22 protein-coding genes and 1 tRNA gene are annotated in these 25,880 nt (G+C 47.0%); 13 read left to right on the forward strand and 10 right to left on the reverse strand.

Annotation, left to right across the window (positions count from 1 at the left end; translation table 11 throughout):
- Positions 1–3 precede the first annotated feature (3 nt).
- Both N2K84_RS13475 and N2K84_RS13480 read right to left on the reverse strand, forming a co-directional pair.
- Complete coding sequence (locus N2K84_RS13475; RefSeq protein ID WP_282592343.1) at positions 4–2,217, reverse strand: SusC/RagA family TonB-linked outer membrane protein; 2,214 nt, start codon at positions 2,215–2,217, stop codon at positions 4–6.
- A 39-nt stretch (positions 2,218–2,256) separates the two neighbouring features.
- A complete protein-coding gene (locus N2K84_RS13480; protein WP_282592344.1) occupies positions 2,257–3,054 on the reverse strand; it encodes a carboxypeptidase-like regulatory domain-containing protein in 798 nt (265 codons plus the stop codon).
- Between the two features lie 349 nt (positions 3,055–3,403).
- On the opposite strand from N2K84_RS13480, the gene N2K84_RS13485 reads away from it, so the two are divergent.
- The 8 genes from N2K84_RS13485 to N2K84_RS13520 all read left to right on the forward strand — a co-directional run bounded on the left by N2K84_RS13485 (position 3,404) and on the right by N2K84_RS13520 (position 13,463).
- Positions 3,404–6,235: a helix-turn-helix and ligand-binding sensor domain-containing protein gene (locus N2K84_RS13485; protein ID WP_282592345.1), complete on the forward strand. Its 2,832-nt coding sequence runs from the start codon at positions 3,404–3,406 to the stop codon at positions 6,233–6,235.
- A 153-nt stretch (positions 6,236–6,388) separates the two neighbouring features.
- Positions 6,389–6,461: transfer RNA gene (locus N2K84_RS13490), tRNA-Trp, on the forward strand.
- 153 nt (positions 6,462–6,614) lie between these two features.
- Positions 6,615–7,097, forward strand: coding sequence for a methylated-DNA--[protein]-cysteine S-methyltransferase (locus N2K84_RS13495; protein WP_282592346.1), 483 nt, complete (start codon positions 6,615–6,617; stop codon positions 7,095–7,097).
- A gap of 249 nt (positions 7,098–7,346) precedes the next feature.
- Positions 7,347–7,733: a hypothetical protein gene (locus tag N2K84_RS13500; RefSeq protein WP_282592347.1), complete on the forward strand. Its 387-nt coding sequence runs from the start codon at positions 7,347–7,349 to the stop codon at positions 7,731–7,733.
- Between the two features lie 9 nt (positions 7,734–7,742).
- Entirely contained in the window at positions 7,743–8,432 is a 690-nt protein-coding gene (locus N2K84_RS13505; protein ID WP_282592348.1) for a DUF2490 domain-containing protein, read from the forward strand.
- Between the two features lie 9 nt (positions 8,433–8,441).
- On the forward strand, positions 8,442–9,245 hold the full coding sequence (locus N2K84_RS13510) for a polyphosphate polymerase domain-containing protein (RefSeq protein ID WP_282592349.1): 804 nt from the start codon (positions 8,442–8,444) through the stop codon (positions 9,243–9,245).
- Positions 9,220–9,900 (forward strand): DUF4956 domain-containing protein, encoded by a 681-nt coding sequence (locus tag N2K84_RS13515; RefSeq protein ID WP_282592350.1) that lies wholly within the window; start codon positions 9,220–9,222, stop codon positions 9,898–9,900. The genes N2K84_RS13510 and N2K84_RS13515 overlap by 26 nt, the downstream gene beginning before the upstream one ends.
- Positions 9,901–9,923: 23 nt before the next feature.
- Complete coding sequence (locus N2K84_RS13520) at positions 9,924–13,463, forward strand: CotH kinase family protein (protein ID WP_282592351.1); 3,540 nt, start codon at positions 9,924–9,926, stop codon at positions 13,461–13,463.
- A gap of 35 nt (positions 13,464–13,498) precedes the next feature.
- Here N2K84_RS13520 and hydE read toward each other — a convergent pair whose 3' ends face one another.
- Both hydE and N2K84_RS13530 read right to left on the reverse strand, forming a co-directional pair.
- The gene (hydE, locus tag N2K84_RS13525; protein WP_282592352.1) at positions 13,499–14,590 is read right to left on the reverse strand and encodes a [FeFe] hydrogenase H-cluster radical SAM maturase HydE; all 1,092 of its coding nucleotides are present in this window, start codon (positions 14,588–14,590) and stop codon (positions 13,499–13,501) included.
- 111 nt (positions 14,591–14,701) lie between these two features.
- A complete protein-coding gene (locus tag N2K84_RS13530) occupies positions 14,702–14,941 on the reverse strand; it encodes a hypothetical protein (RefSeq protein ID WP_282592353.1) in 240 nt (79 codons plus the stop codon).
- A 47-nt stretch (positions 14,942–14,988) separates the two neighbouring features.
- Between N2K84_RS13530 and N2K84_RS13535 the strand changes: the two genes are divergently transcribed.
- The 5 genes from N2K84_RS13535 (at position 14,989) to hydF (ending at position 19,855) form a co-directional block, all read left to right on the forward strand.
- The gene (locus N2K84_RS13535) at positions 14,989–15,243 is read left to right on the forward strand and encodes a TM1266 family iron-only hydrogenase system putative regulator (RefSeq protein ID WP_282592354.1); all 255 of its coding nucleotides are present in this window, start codon (positions 14,989–14,991) and stop codon (positions 15,241–15,243) included.
- A gap of 5 nt (positions 15,244–15,248) precedes the next feature.
- Entirely contained in the window at positions 15,249–16,646 is a 1,398-nt protein-coding gene (hydG, locus tag N2K84_RS13540) for a [FeFe] hydrogenase H-cluster radical SAM maturase HydG (protein ID WP_282592355.1), read from the forward strand.
- A 124-nt stretch (positions 16,647–16,770) separates the two neighbouring features.
- Positions 16,771–18,162, forward strand: a complete 1,392-nt coding sequence (locus N2K84_RS13545; protein ID WP_282592356.1) for an aspartate ammonia-lyase — start codon at positions 16,771–16,773, stop codon at positions 18,160–18,162.
- 109 nt (positions 18,163–18,271) lie between these two features.
- Complete coding sequence (locus N2K84_RS13550; protein WP_282592357.1) at positions 18,272–18,511, forward strand: hypothetical protein; 240 nt, start codon at positions 18,272–18,274, stop codon at positions 18,509–18,511.
- Positions 18,512–18,631: 120 nt separating this feature from the next.
- Positions 18,632–19,855, forward strand: a complete 1,224-nt coding sequence (hydF, locus tag N2K84_RS13555; protein ID WP_282592358.1) for a [FeFe] hydrogenase H-cluster maturation GTPase HydF — start codon at positions 18,632–18,634, stop codon at positions 19,853–19,855.
- Positions 19,856–19,861: 6 nt separating this feature from the next.
- Here hydF and N2K84_RS13560 read toward each other — a convergent pair whose 3' ends face one another.
- From N2K84_RS13560 to N2K84_RS13585, 6 genes are all read right to left on the reverse strand, one after another.
- A complete protein-coding gene (locus N2K84_RS13560) occupies positions 19,862–20,098 on the reverse strand; it encodes a putative signal transducing protein (RefSeq protein ID WP_282592359.1) in 237 nt (78 codons plus the stop codon).
- 365 nt (positions 20,099–20,463) lie between these two features.
- Entirely contained in the window at positions 20,464–21,606 is a 1,143-nt protein-coding gene (locus N2K84_RS13565) for a TolB-like translocation protein (protein ID WP_282592360.1), read from the reverse strand.
- A gap of 159 nt (positions 21,607–21,765) precedes the next feature.
- Entirely contained in the window at positions 21,766–22,119 is a 354-nt protein-coding gene (locus N2K84_RS13570) for a hypothetical protein (protein ID WP_282592361.1), read from the reverse strand.
- A gap of 104 nt (positions 22,120–22,223) precedes the next feature.
- Positions 22,224–22,721 (reverse strand): cupin domain-containing protein, encoded by a 498-nt coding sequence (locus N2K84_RS13575; RefSeq protein ID WP_282592362.1) that lies wholly within the window; start codon positions 22,719–22,721, stop codon positions 22,224–22,226.
- A 117-nt stretch (positions 22,722–22,838) separates the two neighbouring features.
- The gene (locus N2K84_RS13580; protein ID WP_282592363.1) at positions 22,839–23,408 is read right to left on the reverse strand and encodes a Crp/Fnr family transcriptional regulator; all 570 of its coding nucleotides are present in this window, start codon (positions 23,406–23,408) and stop codon (positions 22,839–22,841) included.
- Positions 23,409–23,476: 68 nt separating this feature from the next.
- The gene (locus N2K84_RS13585; RefSeq protein WP_282592364.1) at positions 23,477–25,537 is read right to left on the reverse strand and encodes an acetate--CoA ligase family protein; all 2,061 of its coding nucleotides are present in this window, start codon (positions 25,535–25,537) and stop codon (positions 23,477–23,479) included.
- Positions 25,538–25,880 lie beyond the last annotated feature (343 nt).

Genomic DNA, 25,880 nt, shown 5'->3' on the forward strand with positions numbered 1-25,880 from the left:
TATTTAGAATTTAAGACTTATACCAATTGTATATACGGCAGGGACCGGGTAAAACTGACGATCGATACCATCCGGAACTTCAGGTGAAAAGCCGTTATATTTGAACAGAGTTAACGGTTTTTCAGCCGTGACATAAATTCTGGCATCAGGCATTCCCGGGCCAATCAGTTTTTCACCTTTAATATTATAGGCAAGTTGAATGTTCTGAATTCGGAAGAAAGCGCCATCCTCCAAAAAGTAATCGCTGAAATTCTGGTTCCAACCTTTTCTTAAGCCTGCTGCAGAGGGATATTTATTTGACGTTCCTTCACCATTCCACAAACCTGTAGCCAGATCAGCATCGAAATTGGTATCGTTGGTCCAGATAATTTCGCCCCGTTTCCGGTTGAGGATTTTATTGCCGGATTGTCCCATGATGTTCATGGAGAATTCAAAGTTTTTGTAGGAAAGCCCAACAAAACCACCGTAAGTGAGGGTGGGAATGTATGAACCCAGGAAAACTTTATCATCATCATCGATTACACCATGCCCTTCTTCCCCTTCTCTTTGTTGGTCTATGAATTTGAAATCACCGGGAATAAGGCCGTTTGCCGCAGCCACCGGATCTGAATTAATTTCAGCCTGGTTCTGGTACACACCAGCTACCTCGTATCCAAAGAACGACAGCAAGGGCTCTCCAACCTGCGACCTTTGCCGAAATTCGGCCTGACCTCCATCGATATAGGTCTGCCCGTACAGGTCGCGCACTTCATTTTTAAGTGTTGATATGTTCGCACCAACCGTATATTTCAGATCGTTGTTGATTTTTCCTTTCCATGAGCCCACCATTTCAAAACCGGAGTTTCGGATGATCCCTACATTTCGAAGTACACTGCCCGCTTGTAATTTGAGGCTAACCGGGATAGCAGCATCTTCGGTATCGCGTACAAAATAATCGGCCTCAATGCTCAGACGATTGTTAAACATTTCAGCATTTAATCCGATATTCGTTCCGGTTACAGTTTCCCAACCCAAATACCCAAACGTGCTGGTTGTTTTGGTTCCGTCTACCTGTGTATCGTCAATTGCCAGAAAAACCGGGTTCGTTGTGTTGGCACCATCCTGGCGTGCAATTTTATCGTTTCCAAGTTTTCCCCAACCACCTCGTATTTTAAGGTAATTGATCAGATCTACATCCGGGAAGAAGTCTTCTTCCGATACCACCCAACCAAGGCCAAAGGCAGGAAATGTTCCCCAGGTTTCCTGGTATTTCTGGGTTCCTTCCACACGCACTGTTGCATAAGCAATGTACCTGTTTTTATAGTTGTAAGACACCCGTCCGAAATAAGAAATACCATGAAGACGCTCTGCATTATCATCAGCATTTTTGGATGCTTCGGATTTGGTTTGACCAATGTACCAAGCGTTTTCATTGACCGGGATATCCTCGGCTGAAGCACCCAGGTAATCGTACCATTCATCCCGGTAGGATGTACCAACCATGGCAGTCAGGTTATGGTCCCCAAAAGTGTCGCTATAGTTCAACGTGTTGTCCCAGAACTGGTTCACATCTGTGGTTCTTGATGAACTGATAGTTGATAGGAGCCTGTTGGTTTGATTAGTCGCGTAATAAGGTAATCCAACATTTCTGCCTTTCAAAAACATCATGGAAAGGTTGTAATTCGTTTTAAATGTCAGCTTATTCGGAATTAATTCGAGCTCGGCATAAATACCGCTGAGTACTTTCCGGATGTCCTGCCTGTTATCCCTGTATACCAGCGGGAAGAAAGGGTTTTGAGAACCACGATAACCCAAAAGCTGGGCGCTTGCATAATTACTTGCATTTGTCTGTCCCTGAGCTAAAAGGTAGTTATAGTTCTCCTGATCGTATACCGGCAGGATCGGAACGGCATGATAAGCTTCAAACCAGGCGGCATCGTCGGCAATATAGCGCGTTCCGTTGCTCACATTAAAATTAACCCCAGTTTTTAGCCAACTGTTTGCCTGGTGGTCGATAGAAGCTCTGAGATTCATTCTCTTGTAGGAGTTTTTGGCTTCCAAAAGTCCTTCCTGATCAAAATAACTCATGCCTAAAGAGTAAGATGTCTTGTCATTGCCCCCCAGAACAGACAGGGAATGATTTTGCTGAGTGGCATGCGATTTCATAATTTGAGCATACCAGTCAGTATTTACATCCGGTACGTTCGGATTAATCCGGCTTCGGCCGTAACGCTGCATGGCATTTGCAACAAAACTAATATCAGCAGGATCCCCTGTTTAGTTCACGTAGTTCACAAACTGTTCGGCATTTGCCATTTTCATGACATTTTGTGGAACCTGAACGCCATAATAACCTTCGTAAGTTATGGTCGTTTTGGAATTAAGCGATCCTTTTTTGGTGGTAATCAACACAACCCCGTTGGCAGCCCTTACCCCGTAAATTGCTGCGGCTGATGCATCCTTTAAAACAGACAAGGTTTCAATATCGGATGGATTCAGGAAGTCGATATTATCGAAATACATCCCGTCAACAACATAAAGAGGGCTTGAATTACTGCTACCAGGAAACGAGCCAATCCCCCGGATTCGGACAGTAGGTTCACCACCCGGTGCACCAGCGCTGACAATTTGTACGCCGGCCACTTTTCCTTGCAGAGCCTGCATGGCCTGTCCTGCAGGGGTTTTTACCAGTTCCTCCGATTTGAGGGTGGCAATGGATGAAGTCAGGTCTTTCACCTTCAACTGTCCATAACCAACCACCACAATTTCATCCACAAATTCGGTGGATTCGGCCAACGACACATTAATTTTGGCCCGGTTGCTGATGGCAACTTCCTGGGTGGTTAAACCAACAAAGCTGAAAACCAAAATTTGGTTTCCTTCCGCTTCGATTGAATAATTACCGTCAAAATCGGTGATTGTCCCAACGGTTGTGCCTTTAATGACAATGCTTACACCCGGAATGGGAGCGCCGCTGGCCTCATCGGTTACTGTACCCGTAACAACATTTTTTTGTTGAGCGGAGACAAGGGTAACCGATAAAAAAAGTAGAAACAGAATGGTTAATTTTTTCATAGTTCAATTTTTAGAATCAGTTTGCACGAATGTAAAGACACCGTAACCGGAAGTGAAAAATTTGCCTACATCACTGATTCTCCATCGAACGTGAAGCTGCGATTCCACCTCACCGTTACCTCATCAAAAAGAGTAAAAATTTCTTTATAAAATTGACCTGCAAGTATTTAGCTAATACGAAAAATTGTATGGAAATGATTTTTTAACTATATATTCTATAACATGTTTGTTGAAATATATCGAGATCGGTGGACAAGTTCCTTTTTAAAAAATAGTTCCTTTGCATTGAACCCGGGCAAAACGGTCCGGAGAAACCATTTAATGGCAGACTAAAAACCGGAATTTGCTTATGTTGGGGAAAATCGGGACACAAACAGTGCTCACCTTCATGCTTCTTATTCACCTGCTGGCGCCAACTGGAATAGCTGCCAACCGGGTACCCGGAATAAAAAACTTTGGCAAAACCGCTTACGGGGCAGCCAGCCAAAACTGGGGTGTGGCAGCGGGAAAAGACGATTTGATGTATTTTGCCAACCACAACGGGTTATTGGAATTTGACGGAACAAACTGGCAATTGCACCGCTTACCCAACGAAACCATCATCCGTGCGGTTTTTACAGAGAATGACAGTATAATTTATACCAGTGGCTATCGTGAAATGGGTTTCTGGAAACGCGACAATACTGGCCGTTTGTTCTACAATTCGCTAAATCCCAAAATCCAGCACCTGTTCTCCAAGAATGAAGAATTCTGGAACATTACTTCCCTGCGCAATGAAATTTATTTCCACTCCTTCAACCGCCTGTTCATATACAAACACGACACCATTGTTCCGGTTGATTTGCCTGGCTTTACCAACACCATGCACCGTGTGGGCAACCAAATCCTGATCGCCGTTAAAGACCAAGGAATTTTTACCATTGAAAACGACCAACCCAAGCTGTATATTTCCGATCCGTTTTTTAAAGATAAAACCATCCGGTTTCTGCTGCCTTATAAGGACAACCAACTTATGATCGGCACGGCATCGCATGGTATTGCTGTGTGGGACGGGCAAACGATCAGGGAATGGAACCCGGAATGGACAGCCTATTTTGCGGAAAACGAACTTAACCGGGCCCACCTGTCTAAAAATGGCGAGCTTATTTTGGGCACCATCGTTGACGGGATCATGATCTTTGACCGGCACGGAAAGTTCCTCAGCCAGGTCGGTGTTTCAACTGGTTTGCAAAACAACACTGTCCTTGGGATTGCCACCGACCCGTTCAACAACATCTGGCTGGCGCTCGACAGCGGGATCGATTTTGTTTCGTCGGCTCCACCAACCGGCCTCGTATTCGAAACCATTCCCAATATTGGCGCAGTATATTCGGCAGCCATCTACCAGAAAAAGCTTTACCTGGGCACTAACCAAGGCCTGTTTGAGAAAGATCTTTCGGACTCTACAACTACCTACCGGATGCTCCCCGGCACGCAAGGACAAATTTGGGACTGCCGGGTTATCGGAAACCAACTGCTTGCCGGCCATAACGCGGGCACTTTTTCGGTCAGCAACGGCGAAGCAATCCAAATTTCACGTAATTCAGGTGGTTTTGCCATTCGGCAGGATGCAAAAAACGGTGACCGGCTCATTCAATGTACCTATTCCAACCTGGTAACCTATACTAAAGAAAACGGAAAAATTGGTTGTAGCCATTTAATCAACGGATTTTACGACCTGATCCGGTTCGTCGAAATCGACCACCTCGGGAACATCTGGGCCAGCCACATGCACCGCGGCATATACCAACTACAGCTTGACGATGAATGGGAAAATGTCATCCATCAAAAATATTACGGCGAAGGATCGGTTTTTGGGAAAGACCATTCACTGCATGTGTTCAAAGTTGAAAACCGGATTGTTTTTACGACGGAAGAAAAACTATTCACCTACGACGACCTGAACGACACCATCATTCCTTATACACTTTTAAACGATCGACTTGGGAAAAATGCGGCCTGCCACCGCATCATCGAAGCGCCGAATCACCACTATTGGCTCATCTCCAGCGAAAGCATCGTGTTGTGCCGGATCACTGCTTCCAAGGTAGAAATCATCCAGTCCTATCCCAACACGGTGTTCAGCAACCATGCCTTGGTGGACGGGTTCGAAAATATCTACCCCGTATCGGAAACCCGGGCAATCCTGTGCCTCGAAGACGGGATTGCCTGGTTGGATGCAGCTGCCAGGGATTCAGTACAAACCATCCGCTATCATTCGCCACAATTGCGTGAACTTCAACTTTTCGACAATCGAAATGAACCGACATTCTTAATGCCGAAGAATAAATACTTGAAGGTTGATTACGGTAAAAACAATATCCAACTACGATGTTCATTTCCTCATTTCACAGATGCGCCCATCTTCTACCAAGCCTGGCTGAAAGGAATTGATGCCGAATGGTCCCCAAAAACCGAGTCGCCGGTATTCCGTTTTGACCGCCTGCCTGCAGGCACCTATGAATTGCAGGTGAAAGCGGTTGATCTCTGGAACAACGAAAGTCAACCCTACCTGCTGACCCTGGAAATTTTGCCGCCATGGTACCAAACCCGCTTGGTCCGGTTCGGCTACCTGGTATTGCTGGTCATTCTTATTCTCGGGGTAAGGGCACTGGGAATCAGGCAAACACAACGAAAAGAACAAGCAGAGCATGAAAAACGCGAACAGGAACTGATCCGTCTGCGCAACGAAAAACTAAATGCAGAGATTGCGCACAAAAGCCGGGAACTGGCCAACTCCACCATGTCCATACTAAAAAAGAACGAATTTTTGCTTGATCTCAAACGGATTGTGGCCGAACAGAAAGAACAACTGGGCTCGCGCTACCCCGACAAATATTACCTCCACCTCACCGATAAAATTGAACAAAACATCAGCAGCCACGACGACTGGCAACTGTTTGAAACGAACTTTGAACAAGCACACGAGCAATTCCTGAAGAAAATAAAGGACGACTACCCCGACTTGACCGGGAAAGACTTGCGACTGTGTGCTTACCTACGCATGAACCTCTCATCGAAAGAAATAGCCCCACTGCTGGGAATCTCGGTGCGCGGCGTGGAAAACCATCGTTACCGTTTGCGCAGAAAGATGGGCATGGAACACGACGATACCCTGATTGACCTGATCCTGAAATATTAAATGCCCGGATTGGAAAACCGACAAAAAAACTCATGGATTTCCTGCTGTGAGCCTCAATAATTTAAGCATCCAGACCGATTTAAAATCCTCAGAAAGCAAAAATATTTTTAGGTAGTTTGGAAGGAATTACTATATTTGCACTCGCATTGAAACACGGGTGTAGCTCAGTTGGTAGAGCACTGGTCTCCAAAACCAGGTGTCGGGCGTTCGAGTCGCTCCTCCCGTGCAAAGCTGTCCAAACGGGCAGCTTTTTTTTTTGAAAAAAGGTTTTTCTCGCTCATCCATAAAGCAAGGCTACCGAGCACCATAAAAAATGTCAGCCAAAGATTGATTAATGTTACCCATTTGTTAACTTTGCGTTAACTCAAATCGATCGGTTTTGACAGAAAAATTCACATACTTTTCCCCGATTGGCCTCCTGTTGATTGAAACAAAGGAAGATCTGATTTGCTCGGCCACTTTCTGCGAGAAAGAAACCGAGACGGTTGGATTTAACCCGGAATTGAAAGAACAGATCATCGAACAGCTGGAAGCTTACTTTGCCGGAACCCTCTACGAGTTCAACCTGCCGCTTTGTGCTCATGGCACCGAATTTCAGCAAAAAGTATGGACGCAACTACGTAAAATTCCTTATGGAACCCGTATTTCGTATGGCGACCTGGCCTTGCAGCTGGGAAATAAAAAATTGGTCAGGGCCGTTGGCGGGGCAAATTCTAAAAATCCACTGGCCATTTTGGTGCCCTGCCACCGGGTAATCGGCAGCAACCATAAATTGGTAGGCTATGCAGGTGGTTTGTGGCGAAAAAAATGGCTTCTCCAGCATGAAGCTTCCAATCTCCCTGCAAAAATTTCACTATTCTGAAGATTCCCTGCTCAATATGCAAAACATCAGCTGATGCCACATTATTGATGATCGTGATCATTTTATCTTCAATTTTGCTATACTTGCCCAATCATGATGCTCGAAATCGGAAAATATTTATTCCTTTGTAAAATAATGTAATAATAAACCAATCTTAAGATAATGAACGATATCGCCAACTTGTTTCATTCGACATACTTGAGTTCTTTCACAAAACTTATCTGGAAAATTCGCCAGATCCGGTTTTGGATGACATTCATCTTGATGCTCTCCATCGGTATTTTTTCAGCCTGTGAAAAAGAGGAGGGGGAAGGTGGCACCTCAACCATCATGGGACGAGTTTACGCAAAAAATTACAATAGCGACTACACCATTAAACTGGGCGAATACTATGCTCAGGGAATAGATGTATATATTATTTACGGTAACGACAGCATCCCGGCCGATGATTTTGAAACCAGTTTGGATGGCTGGTATCGATTTGAATATCTCAACAAAGGCACCTATACGATTTATGTAATGTCTGACGATCCGGACAGGCAATCCCCCTCCGGAAAAATTGCAGTGTCTCAAACGGTGACTATAGAAGACAACCACTCAACCGTGATTGTGGATGACTTGGTTATTTATGAGTAAAAGCAAACGATGAACTGCTTATCTCACAATCACTATCATCGTGTTGTCATTCTGACAATAATCGGCATATTGGCCGGACTAACTAATTATGCCCAAACTAACGATTTTGGACTCTGGACGGGAATTGAAGCCAAAAAAGAATTATCCAAACGGTTTGACCTGTCAATTGAACTGTCGAATCGACTGAAAGACAACCTAAACCAACGGGATGCAACATTTGTTGGAACAGAGATTTCATACGCTAAAAAGATATTTTCAACCAGTTTTCTTTACCGGATTTCCAACGAAAAAAAGAAAAAATACAACGCCACTTCACATCGGTTTAGCTGGGAGGTTGAATTTGAACCGAAGATTGACCGCTTCAAAATTGGCTACCGCGGACGACTGCAAACCCAATACACGGGGATTAACAGCTCGGCAGATGGCCACATCCCGGAGAGCTTTTTCCGAAACCGGATCAAACTGGAATATAACATTAAGGGATTGCCTCTAACCCCTTCCATTAGCTATGAATTTTTTTACCGGATAAACCAATATACGACCAGGCAAATCGAGAAAAACCGCTACACCGTTGGACTTGATTATAAATTCAACAAGCGCAATTCGATTGGCCTTTCTTACTTTTTGAATGAAACCGTTCATATCGCAAATCCGGAGAAAAGATATATTGTTGGAATTGACTATAAATTTGACTTGTAGCACAAACGCATGGAGCTATTATTATCACATAAATCCAGGATAACAAATGTTATCAATGATTTAGCGAGTGGGTTGGATGGTATTTCCCTGGCAGAACTTCCGAAGAACAACCAAATGGATCGGTTTGACAAGAAATATATTTTTCAGGCCGGATTAATCCCTGAACTTCTGGAAAAAGCGGCCAAACAATACGTTATCCTTGAGTCAAACGAAACCCGCATTTTCAGATACACTTCCGATTATTACGACACTCCCGGGTTCGCAATGTACACCCACCATCACAACGGAAAGAAAAATCGATATAAAATCCGGGTTCGCGAATACCTGGACAGCGGAGATAAATTCCTGGAATTGAAGCATAAAAACAACCGCTCTTTTACACGAAAAAAACGCATTGCCTATTTTGATGACTTCCCGTTATCAACAGCTGAAGGCCATAATTTTATCCGAAAAAACACCAACGTTGATCCGGCAGACCTGCAGTACGCCCTGACCACGCAATACCAGCGCATAACGCTGGTAAACAAACACAAAGCGGAGCGTATCACAATTGATTTTGACTTGCACCTGAATAACTTAACAAAGCGGGTTAAACTGTTAAACCTGGCCATCGCCGAAATAAAAAACAACGACAGACACTTTCGGAGCCACTTCAATCAGCTACTTAAGCTTCACCGGATAAAACAGGAAAGTTTCAGCAAATACTGTATGGGCATAGCCCTGCTAAACAACGATGTTAAGAATAATCTGTTCAAAGAAAAAATACAAAAGATAAAAAAAATCGAACATGAACCTATTGTCAATATTAGCTAATCAAGCCTTTAACGAAGTTGCCTTTTACAATTCAGCCAGTTTTTGGGACCTGATCATCCGTTTTTCGTTCAACCTGCTCGTCACATTGATCATCGTTCGGTTTATTTACTATAAAAAAACAAGGCGAAAAGATTACCTCTTCACGTATCTGCTGATCAATACCATGATCTTCTTGCTTGCCTATCTGCTTTCCGGGGTAGAACTAAAGCTGGGCTTTGCTTTTGGTTTGTTTGCCCTGTTTGGCATTCTGCGCTACCGTACCAACCCGGTTCAGATCAAGGAAATGACCTACTTGTTCGTACTGATTGGGGTGGCTGTTATTAATTCAATTTCCGACGAATACATTCCCTACGCCGAGGTACTCCTGGCCAATCTGGCCTTGGTTGTTATTCTGTGGGTGTTGGAATTTGCCTTTCTGCTGTCGCACGAGTCGTCCAAAAAAGTATTGTACGAAAAAATTGAGCTAATCGCCCAGAACAACCATCAAGCGCTTATTGAGGATTTGCGAAAAAGAACCGGCATCAATATTCACCGGGTTGAAATTGTTTCCATCAATTTTCTGCGGGACACGGCAAAAATCATCATCTATTATTACGAGAAAAATAAAATTTTCAACGTCGAAGACCAATTCTATCCGTTGGATCAGGACAATTAAAACAAACGACTAAATCTCAAAGGATGAATAAACTTCTACTCCTGTCAGCTATATTTTTTTATTTGAGCGTTCTGCCCGGACAAGCCCAGAAACTTCAAATTAATGAGATCATGTCATCTAATACCCATACCCTATTGGATGAAGATGGGGAATTCCCGGACTGGATTGAATTGATCAATACAAGTTCGCAAATCATTAACCTTTCGGAATATTTCCTGGCCGACGACCTCAAAAATCCTACGCAATGGCAATTTCCGGACATGGAGCTACAAAGCGGAGAAATCATCGTGGTGTTTGCATCCGGAAAAGACAGGAAAAACATTCCAAGCCATTGGAAATCCCTAATTAAAAAAGGAGACGATTGGAAATATCTGGTTCCTCAGCAAGAAATTTCCGGATGGTATTCTCCCGAATTTGATGACTCATCCTGGGCCACAGGAACATCGGGATTCGGGTACGGCGACAACGATGATGCAACCATTATCCAACCACTTACCAGCATCTTCATGCGAAAAGAATTCACCATAGATGGTCTTTCTGAAATTCAACAGATGGTTTTATCCATGGATTATGACGATGGATTTGTTGCCTACCTTAATGGGACGGAAATTGCCCGGGCCAACCTGGGAACCTCCGGTGTAGCTCCAGCCTTTGATGCATTAGCAACAGTTGATCACGAAGCAAATATCTACCAGGGATTTAGTCCCGGATTATTCAACATTGAAAATTTTGCAGAACTGTTACAAACAGGCGCCAACGTGTTGGCTGTACAGGTCCATAATAATCATGCCGGATCATCCGATTTCACTGCAATACCTTTCCTATCCGCATTAACGCATAAATATCCGGATAATGTCGCTCCGCCAATTCTTAATCTGGCAGGAGCAAACCTGCACACTAACTTTAAACTCGATGCACACGGAGACAGTCTGTTCATTTTCAACGCAAACGGTCAAGAAATTGATGAGTTAATCATCACACCAATCCCTATTGACATCTCAACAGGATACAAGGAAGGAGACTTCAGTCAACTTTTTATTTTTGCATATCCTACACCTTGGGAAGCCAACACTTCGCAAGCACTTATTATTGACGAGCATCTGACACCGGTGTTCTCGCAGGAAGGTGGCATATTCAACAATTCCGTAACTTTAAGCCTTTCAACAGCAAATGCAGGAGATACAATTTATTATACCACTGACGGTTCAGACCCGAATCTGAATTCACTTTTCTTCATTAATCCGATTACAATTTCAGAACCTACAACAATCCGGGCGCGGATTATCAAATACGGTTATTTTCCGGGGAAAATAATAACTCAAAGCTATTATCCCGAATATGACAAATCTCTTCCAATCGTATTTGTTTCTACCAATCCGGATAATCTTTGGGACTACAACACCGGAATTTACGTGAAAGGGCCCAATGCGTCCCCGAATTTCCCGTACAAAGGAGCAAACTTTTGGCAGGACTGGGAAAAGCCGGCCCATGTTGAGCTCTATTTTCCATCGGGAAAGAGCGGTTTTTCGATTGATGCCGGACTGAAAATTTTTGGAAACTACACCCGTGGATATACACAAAAGTCTATGGCCGTCTATGCCCGGTCCCAGTACGGCGATAAAAATATTAACTGCAAACTTTTTGACGATAAACCCATCGATAAATTTGAAAGTATCATCCTGCGTAGCGGTGGCACGGACAATTTCGGAGAGAACCAGTTTTGGGGAACTTTATTCCGCGATCGCTTCATCGCAAACATTGGCCTTCAAATGAACCTTGATGCACAAGCCGGCTTCCCCTGCGTAGTTTACCTAAATGGCGAATATTGGGGCATACACAACATTCGCGAAAAAGTAAACGAACATTTCCTGGCCGACAACAACGGGATTGATTCCGATGAGATTAACCTTCTGGAACTTGATTCAGAAATTATTTACGGATCAAACGAACATTACCGGGAGATGATGTCGTTCATTTACAACAACGACATGTCCTTTGAAGGCAATTACGAGTACGTGAAAACACAGATGGATATCGATAATTACATCCGTTACAATGTGATTGAACTGTTCAGCTACAATGACGACTGGCCCGGGAACAACATCAAATATTGGAGAGAAAATTCTGCACAAAGTAAATGGAGGTGGATACTTTTCGATGTTGACACAGGTTTTGGGTTATGGGATCCTGCATCGGTTTATACCAATAGCATTGCCATTGCTCTTAAGCCAGACGGTACAGATTGGCCCAACCCAGCTTGGTCAACTTTACTTTTCAGATCACTTATGCAAAATGAAAGCTTCAAAAAACGCTTTATCAATACTTTTGCGGACCACATGAATACAACGCTGTTGCCGCAAAAAGTAAACCCTTTGGTGACAAATTACGCCAATCAGATTGATGACGAAATTGATGCACATACCGAAAAGTGGGGAAGCGACTATGATATTTGGCTCCATAACGTCGATGGCATTAAAAATTTTGCAGACAAAAGACCTTCAGCCATGCGTAAAATCATGCTGGAGCAGTTTGCTATAGCAGATACTCAAATAGTCAACTTAAACATAACCGGTTGCGATGACGCTTACATCTATCTAAATACCATCACCATCAACGAGTTCCCCTGGGATGGCATATATTTCAACCAAATACCGATTGAATTGACAGCCCTTGCCCCTGCCGGTTACAAGTTTGTCAGATGGGAAGGCGACTTGCAGTCAACCGAACCCAAAATACAGGTTTCTATGGAAACCGATATGAGCCTGACTGCTGTTTTCGAGGAAGATGATCAATCCGGAACGGTTGTGATCAATGAAATCATGTACAATCCGGCCAACGAATTTGACAGTGACGATTGGGTGGAACTGTACAACAACAGCACACGCTACATCAACCTGACCAACTGGACATTGAAAGATTCTGATGATGCCAATAGTTTTAAATTTGCGCCCAATACGGTGTTGGCTCCAAATGAATATTTGGTTGTATGCCGGGAACCGACTAATTTTTCACTAATCCATCCGGAAACTTCTGACGTTCAGGGACCTCTTGGATTTGGGTTCAGCAGTGCGGGTGAATGCATCCGGCTGTTTGACAATACGAGCAATTTGGTTGATCAGGTTTGCTATGCATCGGAATATCCGTGGCCAACCGAACCAAATGGAGGAGGCTACACGTTGGGTCTCAATGATCCGAACCAAGACAATTCCCTGGCCGCAAACTGGTTTACCTCGCAAAGCATAAACGGAAGCCCCGGAAAAGCGAACACGGCTACCGGGGTTGAAGAGACAGTCAGCCAATCCGACCAGAGTTTCCTGCTTCAGAATTATCCGAATCCGTTTACCGGCAATACCCGGATTCCTGTTTATTCGAAATCGAATGAAACAGTAAACATATCTGTTTTTAATTTGGAAGGACAACTGGTTTCCACTGTTTTTCAAGGGAACCTCAGCAAAGGATATCATACCTTCGAATGGGAAGCCCCAACAAATGCCCCGGGAATTTACCTGATCAAATACTCGGGACCGAACCACCTCAGTGTTAAAAAAGCAATTTGTCACTAAGGATGTTTTGAAGACAACGATAATGCCATTGGATTTTATTTCGGGCGATTACCCCGGCTGAAAAAATGCCGGGAGTCGCCCCATTCGCCGTAACCAATTTCGCTTCCGGCCAGCTCTATCCGGGCTTCCAAACAATTTTTGCACAGGTCGGCGTCTTCATCCAAACAGGGCTTATCTTCGTAAAGCTGATATTCCTTACGGTAACTACATGGCGTCAGGTTGGGCATAATGACGTTGGCACCGATTTTCAGGGCTTTTTCCCGTCCGGCCGGATCAATGGCCTGCAAAGCGGTTGCCGCCGCAATGTTGATATCCGGCAGCAGCAGGCGCAACGCGGCCACCATCTTCAAGGCCAGGTCAAAACGTTCCTGCTTCGATTTCAGTAAATAACGATGCTCATAAAGCGGTGTTTCTTCATGCTCAATATAGGGCCCCATACCAACCATGTCCACATCTATTTTTTTCAGGAAAAGCAGATCATCGGCCAGGTTTTCGAGAGTTTGAAACGGCAGTCCGATCATCACACCCGTGCCCACCTGATAGCCGCATTCTTTCAACAAACTCAGGCAATTCAGCCTTTTCTCAAACGAATGATGATCATTGTTGGGGTGGATTTTTGCATACAGTTCAGGCGTTGAACTTTCTATGCGGAGCAGATAGCGGTGTGCTCCGCTTTCGAACCAGCGCCGGTAAGTTTCGCGGCTCTGCTCGCCGCAGGAAAGGGTAATGCCCAGTTCGCCGTTCGACAGTTTTTTAATGGCTTTCAGCAAGCCGTCCACCCGCTCGACAAAGACCGGCGATGAAAGTTCGCCGGACTGAAGCACGACCGAACCAAATCGATTTTGCCAGGCAAAGCGGCAGGCCTCCAGAATCTCCTCATCGGTAGCATCATAGCGCACCACCTTGTCATTGCTTTTTCGGATGCCGCAATACAGGCAATCTTTCGAGCAGATATTCGAAAACTCGATCAGCCCGCGAAAAAAAACTTTCCGCCCAACCACGTCCTCTTTACGGGCTGCGGCTACGCTGAATAATTGCGTCCGCTCCTCCCCTTCGGTATTCAGCAAAACAACCAAATCATCACGGGAAAAGGTTTGCTGCATGACTATTTCCTGCACTGTTTTCATGCGGCAAAGATACATATTTCAGCGGCTTATTGCATCCAACAACAAATTTCGGCAATACTGGAAAACCACCAGAAGAGTGGTTCGTTATGAAACAGAAAAGAAATGGCCGAACTAAAAACCAACCCAAAAAAACAATCCGTTTTCGATTTCCTGAAACAGATTCAACCCGAACAAAAGCAGGATGACAGTTTCCTCCTGCCGGATATTTTCCCGAAGAGGTGAACTTTGTTTCTTTTTTGTGCCCAAACAATTGTAACTTTGCCGCATAACCTGCGGGAAGGTCAACCGGCTGACTTCAAGGGGAACGATGGATTGATGATTGTCAACTGATGATTTCAGATTGAATTTCAATCCTGCCCGATCTTTCGATCTCCTTACCCGCAAAAAAACCAAAAATCATGAATACAAAAAAGCGTCTGGGCTTTGTCGGCATCATCATTGATGACCGGAATAGCTGTGCGGCAACGGTTAACGAAATTCTTTCCAATCATGCCGATCTTATTCTGGCACGCACCGGCGTACCTCACATCAAGGGCAACACCTCTGTTATTACGCTGGTGGTTGACAGCACAACCGACGACCTGGGAAAATTGACCGGCCGCCTGGGAAGTATTGAGGGAGTTCAGGTAAAATCAGGATTGGCAAAAAAATAAACATCATGGAAATAACAAACGCATCATTCATCAACGAACAAGAGATCAGCAACATTCTTCAAAAATACAGCAAACCAAGCTACGAACAGGTAACCGACGTGTTGGCCAAGGCCCGCGAAATGAAAGGCCTCGACTTACAGGAAGTGGCCGTGCTTACCGGAATCAGCGACCCGTTGCAACTGCACGAGCTATTCCAGACGGCCAACCACATCAAGGACACTATTTACGGGAAACGGCTGGTGCTATTTGCCCCGCTTTATATTTCCAACCTATGCGCCAACGAGTGTGTATATTGCGCCTTCCGGGCCAAAAACAAAGCCATCGTTCGCCGGTCGCTGAACCAGACCGAGGTCCGCCACGAAACCGAGGCGCTCATCAAACAAGGGCACAAACGTGTATTGCTGGTTGCCGGCGAATCGTACCCAAAACAAGGCTTTCAATATGTGCTCGACTCCATCCGCTCGGTTTACGAAGCCCGATACAACGACTCCGAAATCCGCCGCGTGAATGTAAACGTGGCCCCGCTTTCAGTGGATGAATTCAAACTGCTTAAGGCAGAAAAGATAGGTACATATCAAATTTTTCAGGAAACGTACCACCACGAAACCTATAAAAAAGTACATGTTGGCGGTAAAAAAATGAATTACGACTGGCGGGCTACTTCACTGCACCGGGCCATGGAAGCCGGCATCGACGATGTGGGTATCGGCGTACTCTTTGGACTGTTCGACTACCGCTTCGAACTGCTGGCCATGATGCAGCACATTCACGAGCTGGAGCGCGTATTTGGCGTTGGCCCGCACACCATCAGTGTTCCCCGCATGGAACCGGCCACCGGCTCCGACATTGCTTCGCACCCGCCATTTGCCGTTTCCGACCTCGAATTCCGGAAGATTGTGGCCATCCTTCGACTGGCCGTTCCTTACACCGGCATCATCATGTCAACCCGCGAAACGGCACAGATGCGTCGTGAAACCTTTGCGCTGGGCGTTTCGCAGATCTCGGCAGGCAGCCGCACGAACCCGGGCGGTTACGAAGAAGAAGTTGAGGATGACACTTCCGGTCAATTCAGCCTGGGCGACCACCGCCCACTCGACGAGGTGATCCGCGATGTGGCACAAATGGGCTACATCCCTTCGTTTTGCACCGGCTGCTACCGGCTTGGGCGTACCGGACAAGATTTTATGGACCTGGCCAAACCAGGCGCCATCAAAGCCCACTGCGGCCCCAATGCCCTGTCCAGCTTTATGGAATACCTCAACAATTACGCATCGCCCGAAACTTTCAGCATCGGTGTAAAACTAATTGAGGACACCATTGCCGAAATGGAAGGCCTGCCCCGCGACCGGGCCCGAAAACTGGTTGACCGGGTAAAACAGGGACAGAAGGATGTTTTTTGCTAAAAATTGGTCATTGGTCATTGGTAATATATTTAGGCATGGACAATGGACAACTTGAAACTTGAAACCCGGAACCTGGAACTTGGAACTTGAAACCTAGAACTTGAAACCTGGAACTTGAAACTCCATGAAAACCCGCACTGAAAGTGATTTTATAGGAACAAAGGAAATCCCGGCTGATGCGCTGTACGGCATTCACACGGCCAGGGCGCTGGAGAACTTCAATCTGACCGGAAGGCCAGTAAATCGCGAACTGGTGAAAGCCTACGGCTGGGTAAAACTGGCCTGCGCCCAAATCAACCGTGAGCTTGGCTATTTTAAAGATGATGAAAAAGCCGGTGCCATTGAACGCGCCTGCCACGAAATGGCATCAGGTTTCCTTGCTGATTGGGTTTTGGTGGATGCCCTCCAGGGAGGAGCAGGCACATCCACCAACATGAACGTGAACGAAGTGATTGCCAACCGGGCTTTACAAATCCTGGAGAAAGAACCGGGCAACTATGATGCGATATCGCCGCTCGACGATATCAACCTGCACCAGTCCACCAACGACACCTACCCCACTGCCCTTAAGCTGGCAGCCATTTTTTTGCTGCGAAAACTGGAACAGGCCGTGCTGGGACTTCAGGAAGCCTTTCAGCAAAAAGAGAAAGAGTTTGCTCACATCGTAAAAATTGGCCGTACCCAATTGCAAGATGCTGTGCTCACCACGCTGGGCCGCGAAATGGCTGCCTATGCCGAAGCCTTCAACCGCGACCGCTGGCGCATTTACAAGTGCGAAGAACGCCTGCGGGTAATCAACCTGGGTGGCACGGCCATTGGCAGCGGTTTGGGAGCGCCGCGCCAGTTCATCTTCCGGGCCACCGACCGACTGCGCGAACTGACCAACACCTCGCTGGCCCGCGCCGAAAACCTGATGGAAAACACGCAAAATGCAGATGTGTTTGTCGAAGTGTCCGGTATTCTGAAAGCTTGTGCCACCAACCTGATCAAAGTATCGAATGACTTACGGCTGCTTTCCAGCGGCCCTGATGCCGGTTTTGGCGAAATCAACCTGCCGCCCGTACAGGCCGGCTCGTCCATCATGCCGGGGAAAGTCAACCCGGTCATTCCCGAAACGGTAATACAAGCCTCCATGCAGGTTATCAGCAACGACCAGCTCATCACCCAGGCGGCCATGAGCGGCAACCTCGAGCTTAATCCCTTTCTGCCCGCAATTGCCGATGCCCTGCTCGCAAGCCTGCAACTACTTGAAAATGCCGCGTCTGCCTTGCACCACAAATGCGTAAAAGGCATGACGGCCAATACCGATAAATGCCGGGAACATGTGCTTGGCTCAACAGCCATCATTACTGCCCTGATCGCCAAACTGGGCTACGAAACCTGTTCTCAACTAGCCCGGGAAGCAAAGAACCAACAGAAAACCATCCGGTCGGTAGTACTCGAAAAAGAACTTATGTCCAAAACAGAATTTGACGCGTTAATTTTGCCCGAAACAGTTAATAAACTAGGGTTTTAGCCAACATATCGACATTTCGAAAAATTTCTAAATAGTTGTTAACGCTATTTTTATTTAGAATTATTCTCGATAAATTGCTGACGTTATTAACTAAAAAATTGGAAGAATTATGAAAAAGTTGGTTTTTGTATTAGCCGTTGTTTTTGCTTTTGGAGTTACTTACGCATTGAACGTTCCTGCCAACGTTGAAAAAGCCGGTACCGAACAGGTTAGCTCCGTGAGCCAGGACGACAAAGAGAAGAAAAAAGAGTGCTGTGCTGAAAAGAAAGAAGCTTGCAGTGAAAAGAAAACTGCCGAAGAAAAAAAAGCATGCTGCGCTGAGAAAAAATCTTGTGGTGAAAAAAAATAACCAACAAGATACAATACATTGCAAAGGCCGGTTCTTCCGGCTTTTTTTGTACCCTTCTTTTTCAAAAAACATTGGTATAATTGCACAAGCTTTTTACTTTCGCATAGAATTTATTCATTCATGAAAGCTCCCAAATCATTTCGCCTGCACATTGGTCTGTTCGGACGCCGCAACGTAGGTAAATCGTCGTTGCTGAACGCCCTCACCCAACAGGAAGTTTCCATTGTTTCGGACATTGCCGGTACAACAACCGACCCGGTTGAAAAGCCGATGGAACTACTGCCGCTGGGGCCGGTGTTGTTTATCGACACAGCCGGTGTTGACGATGTGGGCGCGCTGGGCGAAAAACGCATCCAAAAAACAATGGCAGTGATCGACCGTACCGATTTGGGCATCATTGTTTCAACCAGCCAGGATTGGGGCGATTTCGAGGAAAAGATTCTGCAGGAATTGCGTGAACGCGAAGTCCCGGTGATTTTGGTGTTCAACAAAAACGATTTGTACGAGTCGCGCCCCTGCATGGCAAACAGTTTTTCGGCTGAAAAACTTCCGGTAATCAAAACTTCAGCCACCCAACAAACAGGCATTCAAGAGCTGCGCGAAGCGATTCTAAAATCGGCGCCCGACGATTTCATCAACCGTCCGGCCATTGTTGCCGACCTGGTTGGCCCGGGAGAGGCTGCTATTTTAGTCGTTCCCATCGATAAGGAAGCGCCCAAAGGAAGACTGATTTTACCGCAAGTACAAAGTATCCGCGATTTGCTGGATGGCGATTCGTTTTGCATGGTGGTGAAAGAACGGGAATTACGCGAAGCCCTCAACCGGCTGAACAAACCGCCCAAACTGGTAGTAACCGACAGCCAAGCCTTTTTAAAGGTAGCTGCCGACACGCCACCCGAAATTCCGCTGACCAGTTTCTCCATCCTGTTTGCCCGCCACCAGGGCGACCTGGCTGAAATGGTGCGCGGCGCCATGGCCATCGACAAACTGAAAGCCGGCGACAAAGTGTTGATTGCCGAAGCCTGCTCGCACCATCCAATTGGCGAAGACATCGGAACCGTGAAAATTCCGCGTTGGCTCACCCAGTATGTGGGCGGTAAATTAGAAATCGACAACGCCCGAGGCCGTGATTTCCCGGAAAACATTGCCGATTACAAGCTTATTATCCATTGTGGGGCATGCATGTGGAACCGCCGCGAAATGCTGTCACGGATCATGAAAGCCCGCCAACTGGGCATCCCCATCACCAATTACGGGTTGACAATTGCCTATTCGCTGGGCATATTCGAACGTGCCTTGCAACCGTTCCCGGCAGCACTGGACATATTCAACCGGAACAAGTAAAACCAACTACTTGGCCTGTCGAACTAAATCATGAATAATGGGTTCTGCCTCGGCAACATCCGATTCCTGAATATACAGATCGATGGCTGAAGGGACACCACCAGCAAAGCCGGCAGCCAGCCCTGAACTGAATTCATCTTTCACGATGGACGTAATGCCATTATTTTCCAATTCCTCCCTCAATAAGTTTACGGTGAGTTCACTTCCGGTAAAAATTTTCACCAAGTTCAATCCTGTAATCATAGCTTATCCTGTTTATTTTGATTATCAATTCATTTTATCTGACAAACAAGCTGCAAAACCCTTTCCCAAAACCTAAAAGAGAACTATTGAAACTCATCAGCACAGATAATGCATTTTATGAAAATGCCAGATAAAAGTCAATGGCTACCCGTATATTTTTTCAAAAAATAATGAATTAATATTTTTCGCTGATTTCAGCAACACAAATAGCCACATCAATCCTCTTTCAACTACTGAATTCCAACCGCATGCACTCCAGTATGCAAAATCGATCCAACACATTCGCAAAAAAGAAGGACCAAGTCCTGCGCAGACTTTGTCCTCCGTTTGCAGAATTATTTTCGAGATTTTAATTCAGCGCTAACTCAATAAAATACCGGACTGTACCCGTAATGCTCACCGATCAGGCACAATTCACCTGGTTTCTCCACATCGACGTACCGGATGGACGGTGGGGAATTGCCAAGCTCGTGCGAAAAGGCGATATACTTTCCGTTGGGCGACCAGCTTGGTTGCCGTTCAATCCCATCAATCTCCAGTCGTTGCATACTCCCGGTTTCCAGATCCAGAATGACCAGATCGGCATTTCTCGGACTGTAGCTGAAATTACTGCGGAACACCAGCTTTTTACCATCGGGCGACCAAGCAGGTTCGCCGTCATACTCCAGGGTAAACACAGCTGTCTGCCGGTTTCCTGTTTCCAGGTTGTGCAGCCAAATATCGTGTAAGCCATTCACATTGTTGGATGACGCCATTGTTTTCCCATCGGGCGAGATGGCCGGGTCCAGATTGGCCCAAGCTGCATTCACCGGGTCTGGCGTCAGGTTTACCAACGACGAAGCGCCAAGATCATAGGCATAAATACAGCCCAGTCCCTCATCCCGGAAACTGCGGAAAATAATTTTTTTTGAGTCGCTGCTCCAGACCGGCTGATCATCCGAAAGCGGATGGCTGGCCACCGGAAAACGCTCTGCCGTTGCCAACTTATAGATAAAAATGTCGCTATTGTATGCATCCACGGTATCGGCAAAAACAAGCATGGAACCGTCAGGCGAAATCCGGGGAGCAGAAGATTCCCAGGTATTATTCAGCAATATCTCCGTTTCGCCATCCGACCAGTTGAAAGATTTGATGGCATTCACTTCAGCTCCGGCGGTCTGATACATCAGGCGCAGGGGTTTGATTTCCAATTCATAGCTGGCCGACAGATCGCCTGACTGCGCAAACAAACGCAGCTGCCCTTCCTTTTTCAGCAAGATTTCCCCGTTTTGTCCCAGGTTGGCTTTGCTGTCATCGGACAAACTCCAGCTAACCGGAACTGTTTCATCTTCCTCGCCATTGAAAGTAACTTTCAGTTGAAAGGAATCCGAAACCCAACACGTGGTTACCGGCACCACAATTTCCATTTCCCGGCTAACATCTGCCGGATCATCGGTATCGCAGGCTGCCAACAGCACAACGCCGACGATGAAGATATAATCATATATCTGGCTATTAATAAAAGACATAACGTACAATTTCAATTGATGAATAATGATCTCAGGGTACTTACGAATCTGCATCCGCTGGCACGGAGATGACAACCATCATCGAAGGGTTGCGTGAGAGATCGCCCAAATAAAACAAGATTTCCTGTTTGAAAGCGGGGAGCACCTGTCCCGGCACCGTCAGTTCATTTCCGAATACTTTTGGGTGAGCCAGGCTTCGGCTTGTGAAATCGTTTCGCAGAGGATTGTTGTGACCTGATAATTGCTTCTCTTTTTCAGCTCCAGCGAAGAGAGTTTTGAAAACAAATCGGGCGAAGTGATACTGATGTTGAAGCGCAATCCGCAGGCGTAGTTCAGTGGGAAAAAATAATTGCTGATCCAATCCACCAAACCGGCCCAGGCACCTTCAATTTCCTTCGTGTCGTGCACATGAAACCGGCATTGAAACCGCTGTCCATCCTGCTTTTGCCATTCGTACATCCGCATGGAAGCCGTTTTCACCTCTTCCTCCGTGCAGGGCCCGATCCATTTCATGAGCAGGTAATTTTTCTGCGGCTCGTAACTAAGCTTTGCATAAACCTCTCCACGGTTATTTTTTATCAGGTCAACAACAATCATGGTCTGTTAAAAACGATTTGTCAATTTACTTCATTTTTGACAATCCCGGGCAATTCAAATTCAATTTGATGGATTGGCGCCAACTCGAAAGCCCGGTGAATATCCAATTTCGAAAAGTCAGGTACCTGGTTCAGGTCCGGCTCATCCGATTCGTTTTTGAGCGGAGTTCCAATGGCCCTGAAATAGTCGAGCAAGTCGCCCGGACTTAAAAGCACCACCATCTTCCCGGCAGTTCCACCCACATTTTTAAAGGTATGCAAAGCATTCGACGGCACATGCACCACACTGCCCGGCATGGCCCGAAACGGACGTTGCAGATCATGCAGGATAAATTCGAATTCACCCCGGAGCACATAAAAGATCTCTTCATCGGGATGACGGTGTGGCGGAGGTCCACCCAGCGGCGGCACATTTTCTTCGAATACGGCGTAGGTGTTTTTCGTTTCGGCATTGCCGACCAACACCCGGATAACATCGGTTAAAACCAACAAGGTTTCCTTTTTTGATTGTGTTTTCATAGCTAATAAATTTTAACACAACAAAGAAACGGAAGCCGAAACCGAAAACACTTGATTCAAATCAAGAAAGAAGACACGGAAGTCCGTTTATAAAAAGAAAGAGAACCGTTCCGTTGGTCAAGCCAAAAAGCGGGCGCGGTAGCGGCTTAACGTTTCCGGGGTAATTCCCAGGTAGCTCGCCACGTAGCGCAGCGGCACCCGTTTAAAAATCTTCGGATGTTCTTCCAGCAAATTTTTAAAACGCTCCTCCGGCGAATTACGCAAGAGGGACGCCTCGCGTTTTTCGGCCCTGACAAACTGTTCCTGCACCAGAATGTCAGCCAGTTTTCGCCAGGCAGGCCAATTTTCAGTCAGCTTCATGACATCCGGATAGTCGAACACCAGCAACTCACACGGTTCAATGGCAGCGATATTCACAATCGACGGGCTTTGCGTGAGAAAACCGGCCAGGGAACCAACCAGCGAATTTTCGAAAAAGAAATCGTTGCAGACCTCTTTGTCGGGCGATTCATAGAACAAGCGCATGCTCCCCTTTTCAATAAAAGTGACCGAGCTGCAAATTTCGTTTTCCTTCAAAAAGAAATCGTTTTTCTTCAGATGGACAATTTGTATGGCTTTTTCGAGGGCCGCCATTTCGTCGGCCGACGGTTGAAATACACGCTGAATGTTGAAGAGTAACCGCTTCATCCGAAAAGTTTATCCTCATAAACAACCGGCTGTCCATTTTGTTAAGCCGTTCCTGCCGAACCTCTCCTCTACTTCTCAATCCGTATCCGGGCGTCCACGGCCACAATTTTATCGCCTTTGCCCAGTAGCGGGTTGATGTCCATCTCCTTGATTTCGGTGGCAAAACGCAGCAGGCTCGACAGCCGGACGATGATTTCGGCAAACCTGCGCTGGTTCACCCCTTCCTGTCCGCGGTAGCCTTTAATGAGCTGGTACGACTTGAGGTTTTTGATCATCGACGAGGCTTCGCACAGGGTCAGCGGCGCCAGGCCCGAGGTGACATCTTTCAGCACCTCCACCAGAATGCCGCCCATGCCGCACAGGATGATGTGCCCAAAGCGGTCTTCGTACTTGGCGCCGATAAACAGTTCGATACCCGAAGCCATTTCGGCCATCAGCACGGCGGTTGTTTCGGGAATGGCCATCAGCCGTTTAAACTCGCTGGCCACCGTTTCGGCGCTGCGCACGTTCAGCACCACCCCGCCAACATCGGTTTTATGCACCGGCCCGATCACTTTCATCACCAGCGGAAAGCCCAGTTCTTCGGCAAATGCCAGAGCCTCTTCCTTTGTTTGCGCCACCCGCTCCTGCACACGCGGAATGCCGGCAGCATCAAACAGGCGGTGCACCACCTCGGGCGATTGGTAGCCATCTTTGGCATGGTCGATGATCCGGCGAACCTCCGGGATATCCACCCCTTCGAGATAAATACGGTCTTCGTGCGGTTTCGGCGTGTTGTACACCCGGCTGAGCGCACGGCCCAGCAGCACTTCATCGGGGAAAGTCACGTTGCCAGCCTGGATGAAATGCGCCACATCGTCCTTCACGTTCAGCACCGAAGGCAAAATCGGGTAGATCGGTTTCTTGCAGGTATGCATTTTTTTGTTGAGCACCTCGTACACATCGCCCACCGGGAAAAGGCCCGGACTACCGTAAATCACCGCCATGCCGTTCACTTCCTTGAAGTCGCGGTCGCAGGCATCGATGATCGCGCCCAACTGTTCGGCATTGCCCGTGGCCAGAAAGTCGATAGGGTTTTCCACCGATGAGCCGGGAAACAGCTTTTCTTTTAAGGCCTGCTTTTGGGGCGAATCTTCAATTTTCGGAATCTTCAACCCACCGGCTTCCAACGCGTCGGTGAGCATCACGGCCGGCCCCCCGGCATGGGTGATGATGGCCATGCGCTTTCCTTTCATCTCTTTGCACATAAACACGTTGGCCACAGTGGTCAGTTCTTCGCGGCCGTAGCAGCGTACGATGCCCGCCTTGCGGAACAAGGCTTCCACTGCGGCATCGGAGCTGGCCATGGCGCCCGTATGCGACGAAGCAGCGCGGCTCCCGGCCTGGCTGCTGCCCGCTTTGATGGCTGCGATCCGGCATCCTTTGCGGATCAGCGAACGGGCATGTTTCAGCAGTTTATCGGGATTGGTAATACTTTCGATATACAACAGTTTGACGCGCGTGCTGGTTTCCGGGTCAAACACGTCGTCCATAAACTCCAGCACATCTTCCACGCCCACCTGGGCCGAGTTGCCCACCGAAAACACACTGGCAAAGTGCAAGCCTTTGGGAATGCCCGATTCCATGATGAACACGGCCGTTGCGCCCGAACTGGAGATAAAATCGCAGCCCATTTGGTGCAGCTTGGGCACGGGCGTGGTGAACACGCTGGCGTGGGCCGGGGTGATGATGCCGATGCAGTTGGGCCCGATCAGGCTGGCTTTGTACTTGTTGGCGACGGCCACCAGCTGGTCTTCCAGCTTGCGCCCCTCCTCGCTTTCCTCGCTGAAACCGGCCGAAATGACAATAAACCCCTTGGTGCCTTTTCGGGAAGCCAGGATTTCGGCCACTTCGGGACAAAAACGCGCGGGGATGGCCAGCACCGCCAGCTCAACCGGGGGAAGCTCGTCCACCGATGGCCACGACGGGATGCCCTGAACCTGTTCTTCGTTCGGGTTTACGGCCATCAGCTGGCCTGCAAAATGGTTGTCGATCAGGTTTTTGAGCAGTTTGCCGCCCGGTTTCGAAATGTTGTTCGAAGCGCCCACCACAACAATGCTGTTGGGCCAAATGAGTTCACGTGTCAGCATGGATCGGTTTTTTTTTTTTGATCAATTTCTTCAAATGTACAATTCTGCCCGGCATTTTCGGCTGATATTTTTCAGCTTGCCGGCCCTGTGAAAAACAATTCAAGCCGGAAAAGGTTACACCCAGGCCCGCGTTCTGCTTCCGCTGCGTGCTCCCGGCAGTTCAGCATTCGGCCTCAATTTGTGGCGCATTCATCCGGGAAATCGCTTTTAGGAATTAAATGCCATTCGTTCTATTAGAAGATGTTAAACTGCTCTTCTAAGCTCGTCACCATCCGTCCGGCAACGGCATACCGTGGCCTTACACGCCGGATAAAATCCGAAACGCCTTAAAACGGGAAAGCCA

This window comes from Gaoshiqia sediminis (genome assembly GCF_025907915.1).
Classification (GTDB): Bacteria; Bacteroidota; Bacteroidia; order Bacteroidales; family Prolixibacteraceae; genus Gaoshiqia; species Gaoshiqia sediminis.

Coding starts and splice junctions, on each gene's coding strand:
- N2K84_RS13475 (WP_282592343.1), bottom strand. CDS start 2,217: ATGCAGCGTTACGGCCGAAGCCGGATTAATCCGAACGTACCGGATGTA.
- N2K84_RS13480 (WP_282592344.1), bottom strand. CDS start 3,054: ATGAAAAAATTAACCATTCTGTTTCTACTTTTTTTATCGGTTACCCTT.
- N2K84_RS13485 (WP_282592345.1), top strand. CDS start 3,404: ATGTTGGGGAAAATCGGGACACAAACAGTGCTCACCTTCATGCTTCTT.
- N2K84_RS13500 (WP_282592347.1), top strand. CDS start 7,347: ATGACATTCATCTTGATGCTCTCCATCGGTATTTTTTCAGCCTGTGAA.
- N2K84_RS13505 (WP_282592348.1), top strand. CDS start 7,743: ATGAACTGCTTATCTCACAATCACTATCATCGTGTTGTCATTCTGACA.
- N2K84_RS13510 (WP_282592349.1), top strand. CDS start 8,442: ATGGAGCTATTATTATCACATAAATCCAGGATAACAAATGTTATCAAT.
- N2K84_RS13515 (WP_282592350.1), top strand. CDS start 9,220: ATGAACCTATTGTCAATATTAGCTAATCAAGCCTTTAACGAAGTTGCC.
- N2K84_RS13520 (WP_282592351.1), top strand. CDS start 9,924: ATGAATAAACTTCTACTCCTGTCAGCTATATTTTTTTATTTGAGCGTT.
- hydE (WP_282592352.1), bottom strand. CDS start 14,590: ATGAAAACAGTGCAGGAAATAGTCATGCAGCAAACCTTTTCCCGTGAT.
- N2K84_RS13535 (WP_282592354.1), top strand. CDS start 14,989: ATGAATACAAAAAAGCGTCTGGGCTTTGTCGGCATCATCATTGATGAC.
- hydG (WP_282592355.1), top strand. CDS start 15,249: ATGGAAATAACAAACGCATCATTCATCAACGAACAAGAGATCAGCAAC.
- N2K84_RS13545 (WP_282592356.1), top strand. CDS start 16,771: ATGAAAACCCGCACTGAAAGTGATTTTATAGGAACAAAGGAAATCCCG.
- N2K84_RS13550 (WP_282592357.1), top strand. CDS start 18,272: ATGAAAAAGTTGGTTTTTGTATTAGCCGTTGTTTTTGCTTTTGGAGTT.
- hydF (WP_282592358.1), top strand. CDS start 18,632: ATGAAAGCTCCCAAATCATTTCGCCTGCACATTGGTCTGTTCGGACGC.
- N2K84_RS13560 (WP_282592359.1), bottom strand. CDS start 20,098: ATGATTACAGGATTGAACTTGGTGAAAATTTTTACCGGAAGTGAACTC.
- N2K84_RS13565 (WP_282592360.1), bottom strand. CDS start 21,606: ATGTCTTTTATTAATAGCCAGATATATGATTATATCTTCATCGTCGGC.
- N2K84_RS13570 (WP_282592361.1), bottom strand. CDS start 22,119: ATGAAATGGATCGGGCCCTGCACGGAGGAAGAGGTGAAAACGGCTTCC.
- N2K84_RS13575 (WP_282592362.1), bottom strand. CDS start 22,721: ATGAAAACACAATCAAAAAAGGAAACCTTGTTGGTTTTAACCGATGTT.
- N2K84_RS13580 (WP_282592363.1), bottom strand. CDS start 23,408: ATGAAGCGGTTACTCTTCAACATTCAGCGTGTATTTCAACCGTCGGCC.
- N2K84_RS13585 (WP_282592364.1), bottom strand. CDS start 25,537: ATGCTGACACGTGAACTCATTTGGCCCAACAGCATTGTTGTGGTGGGC.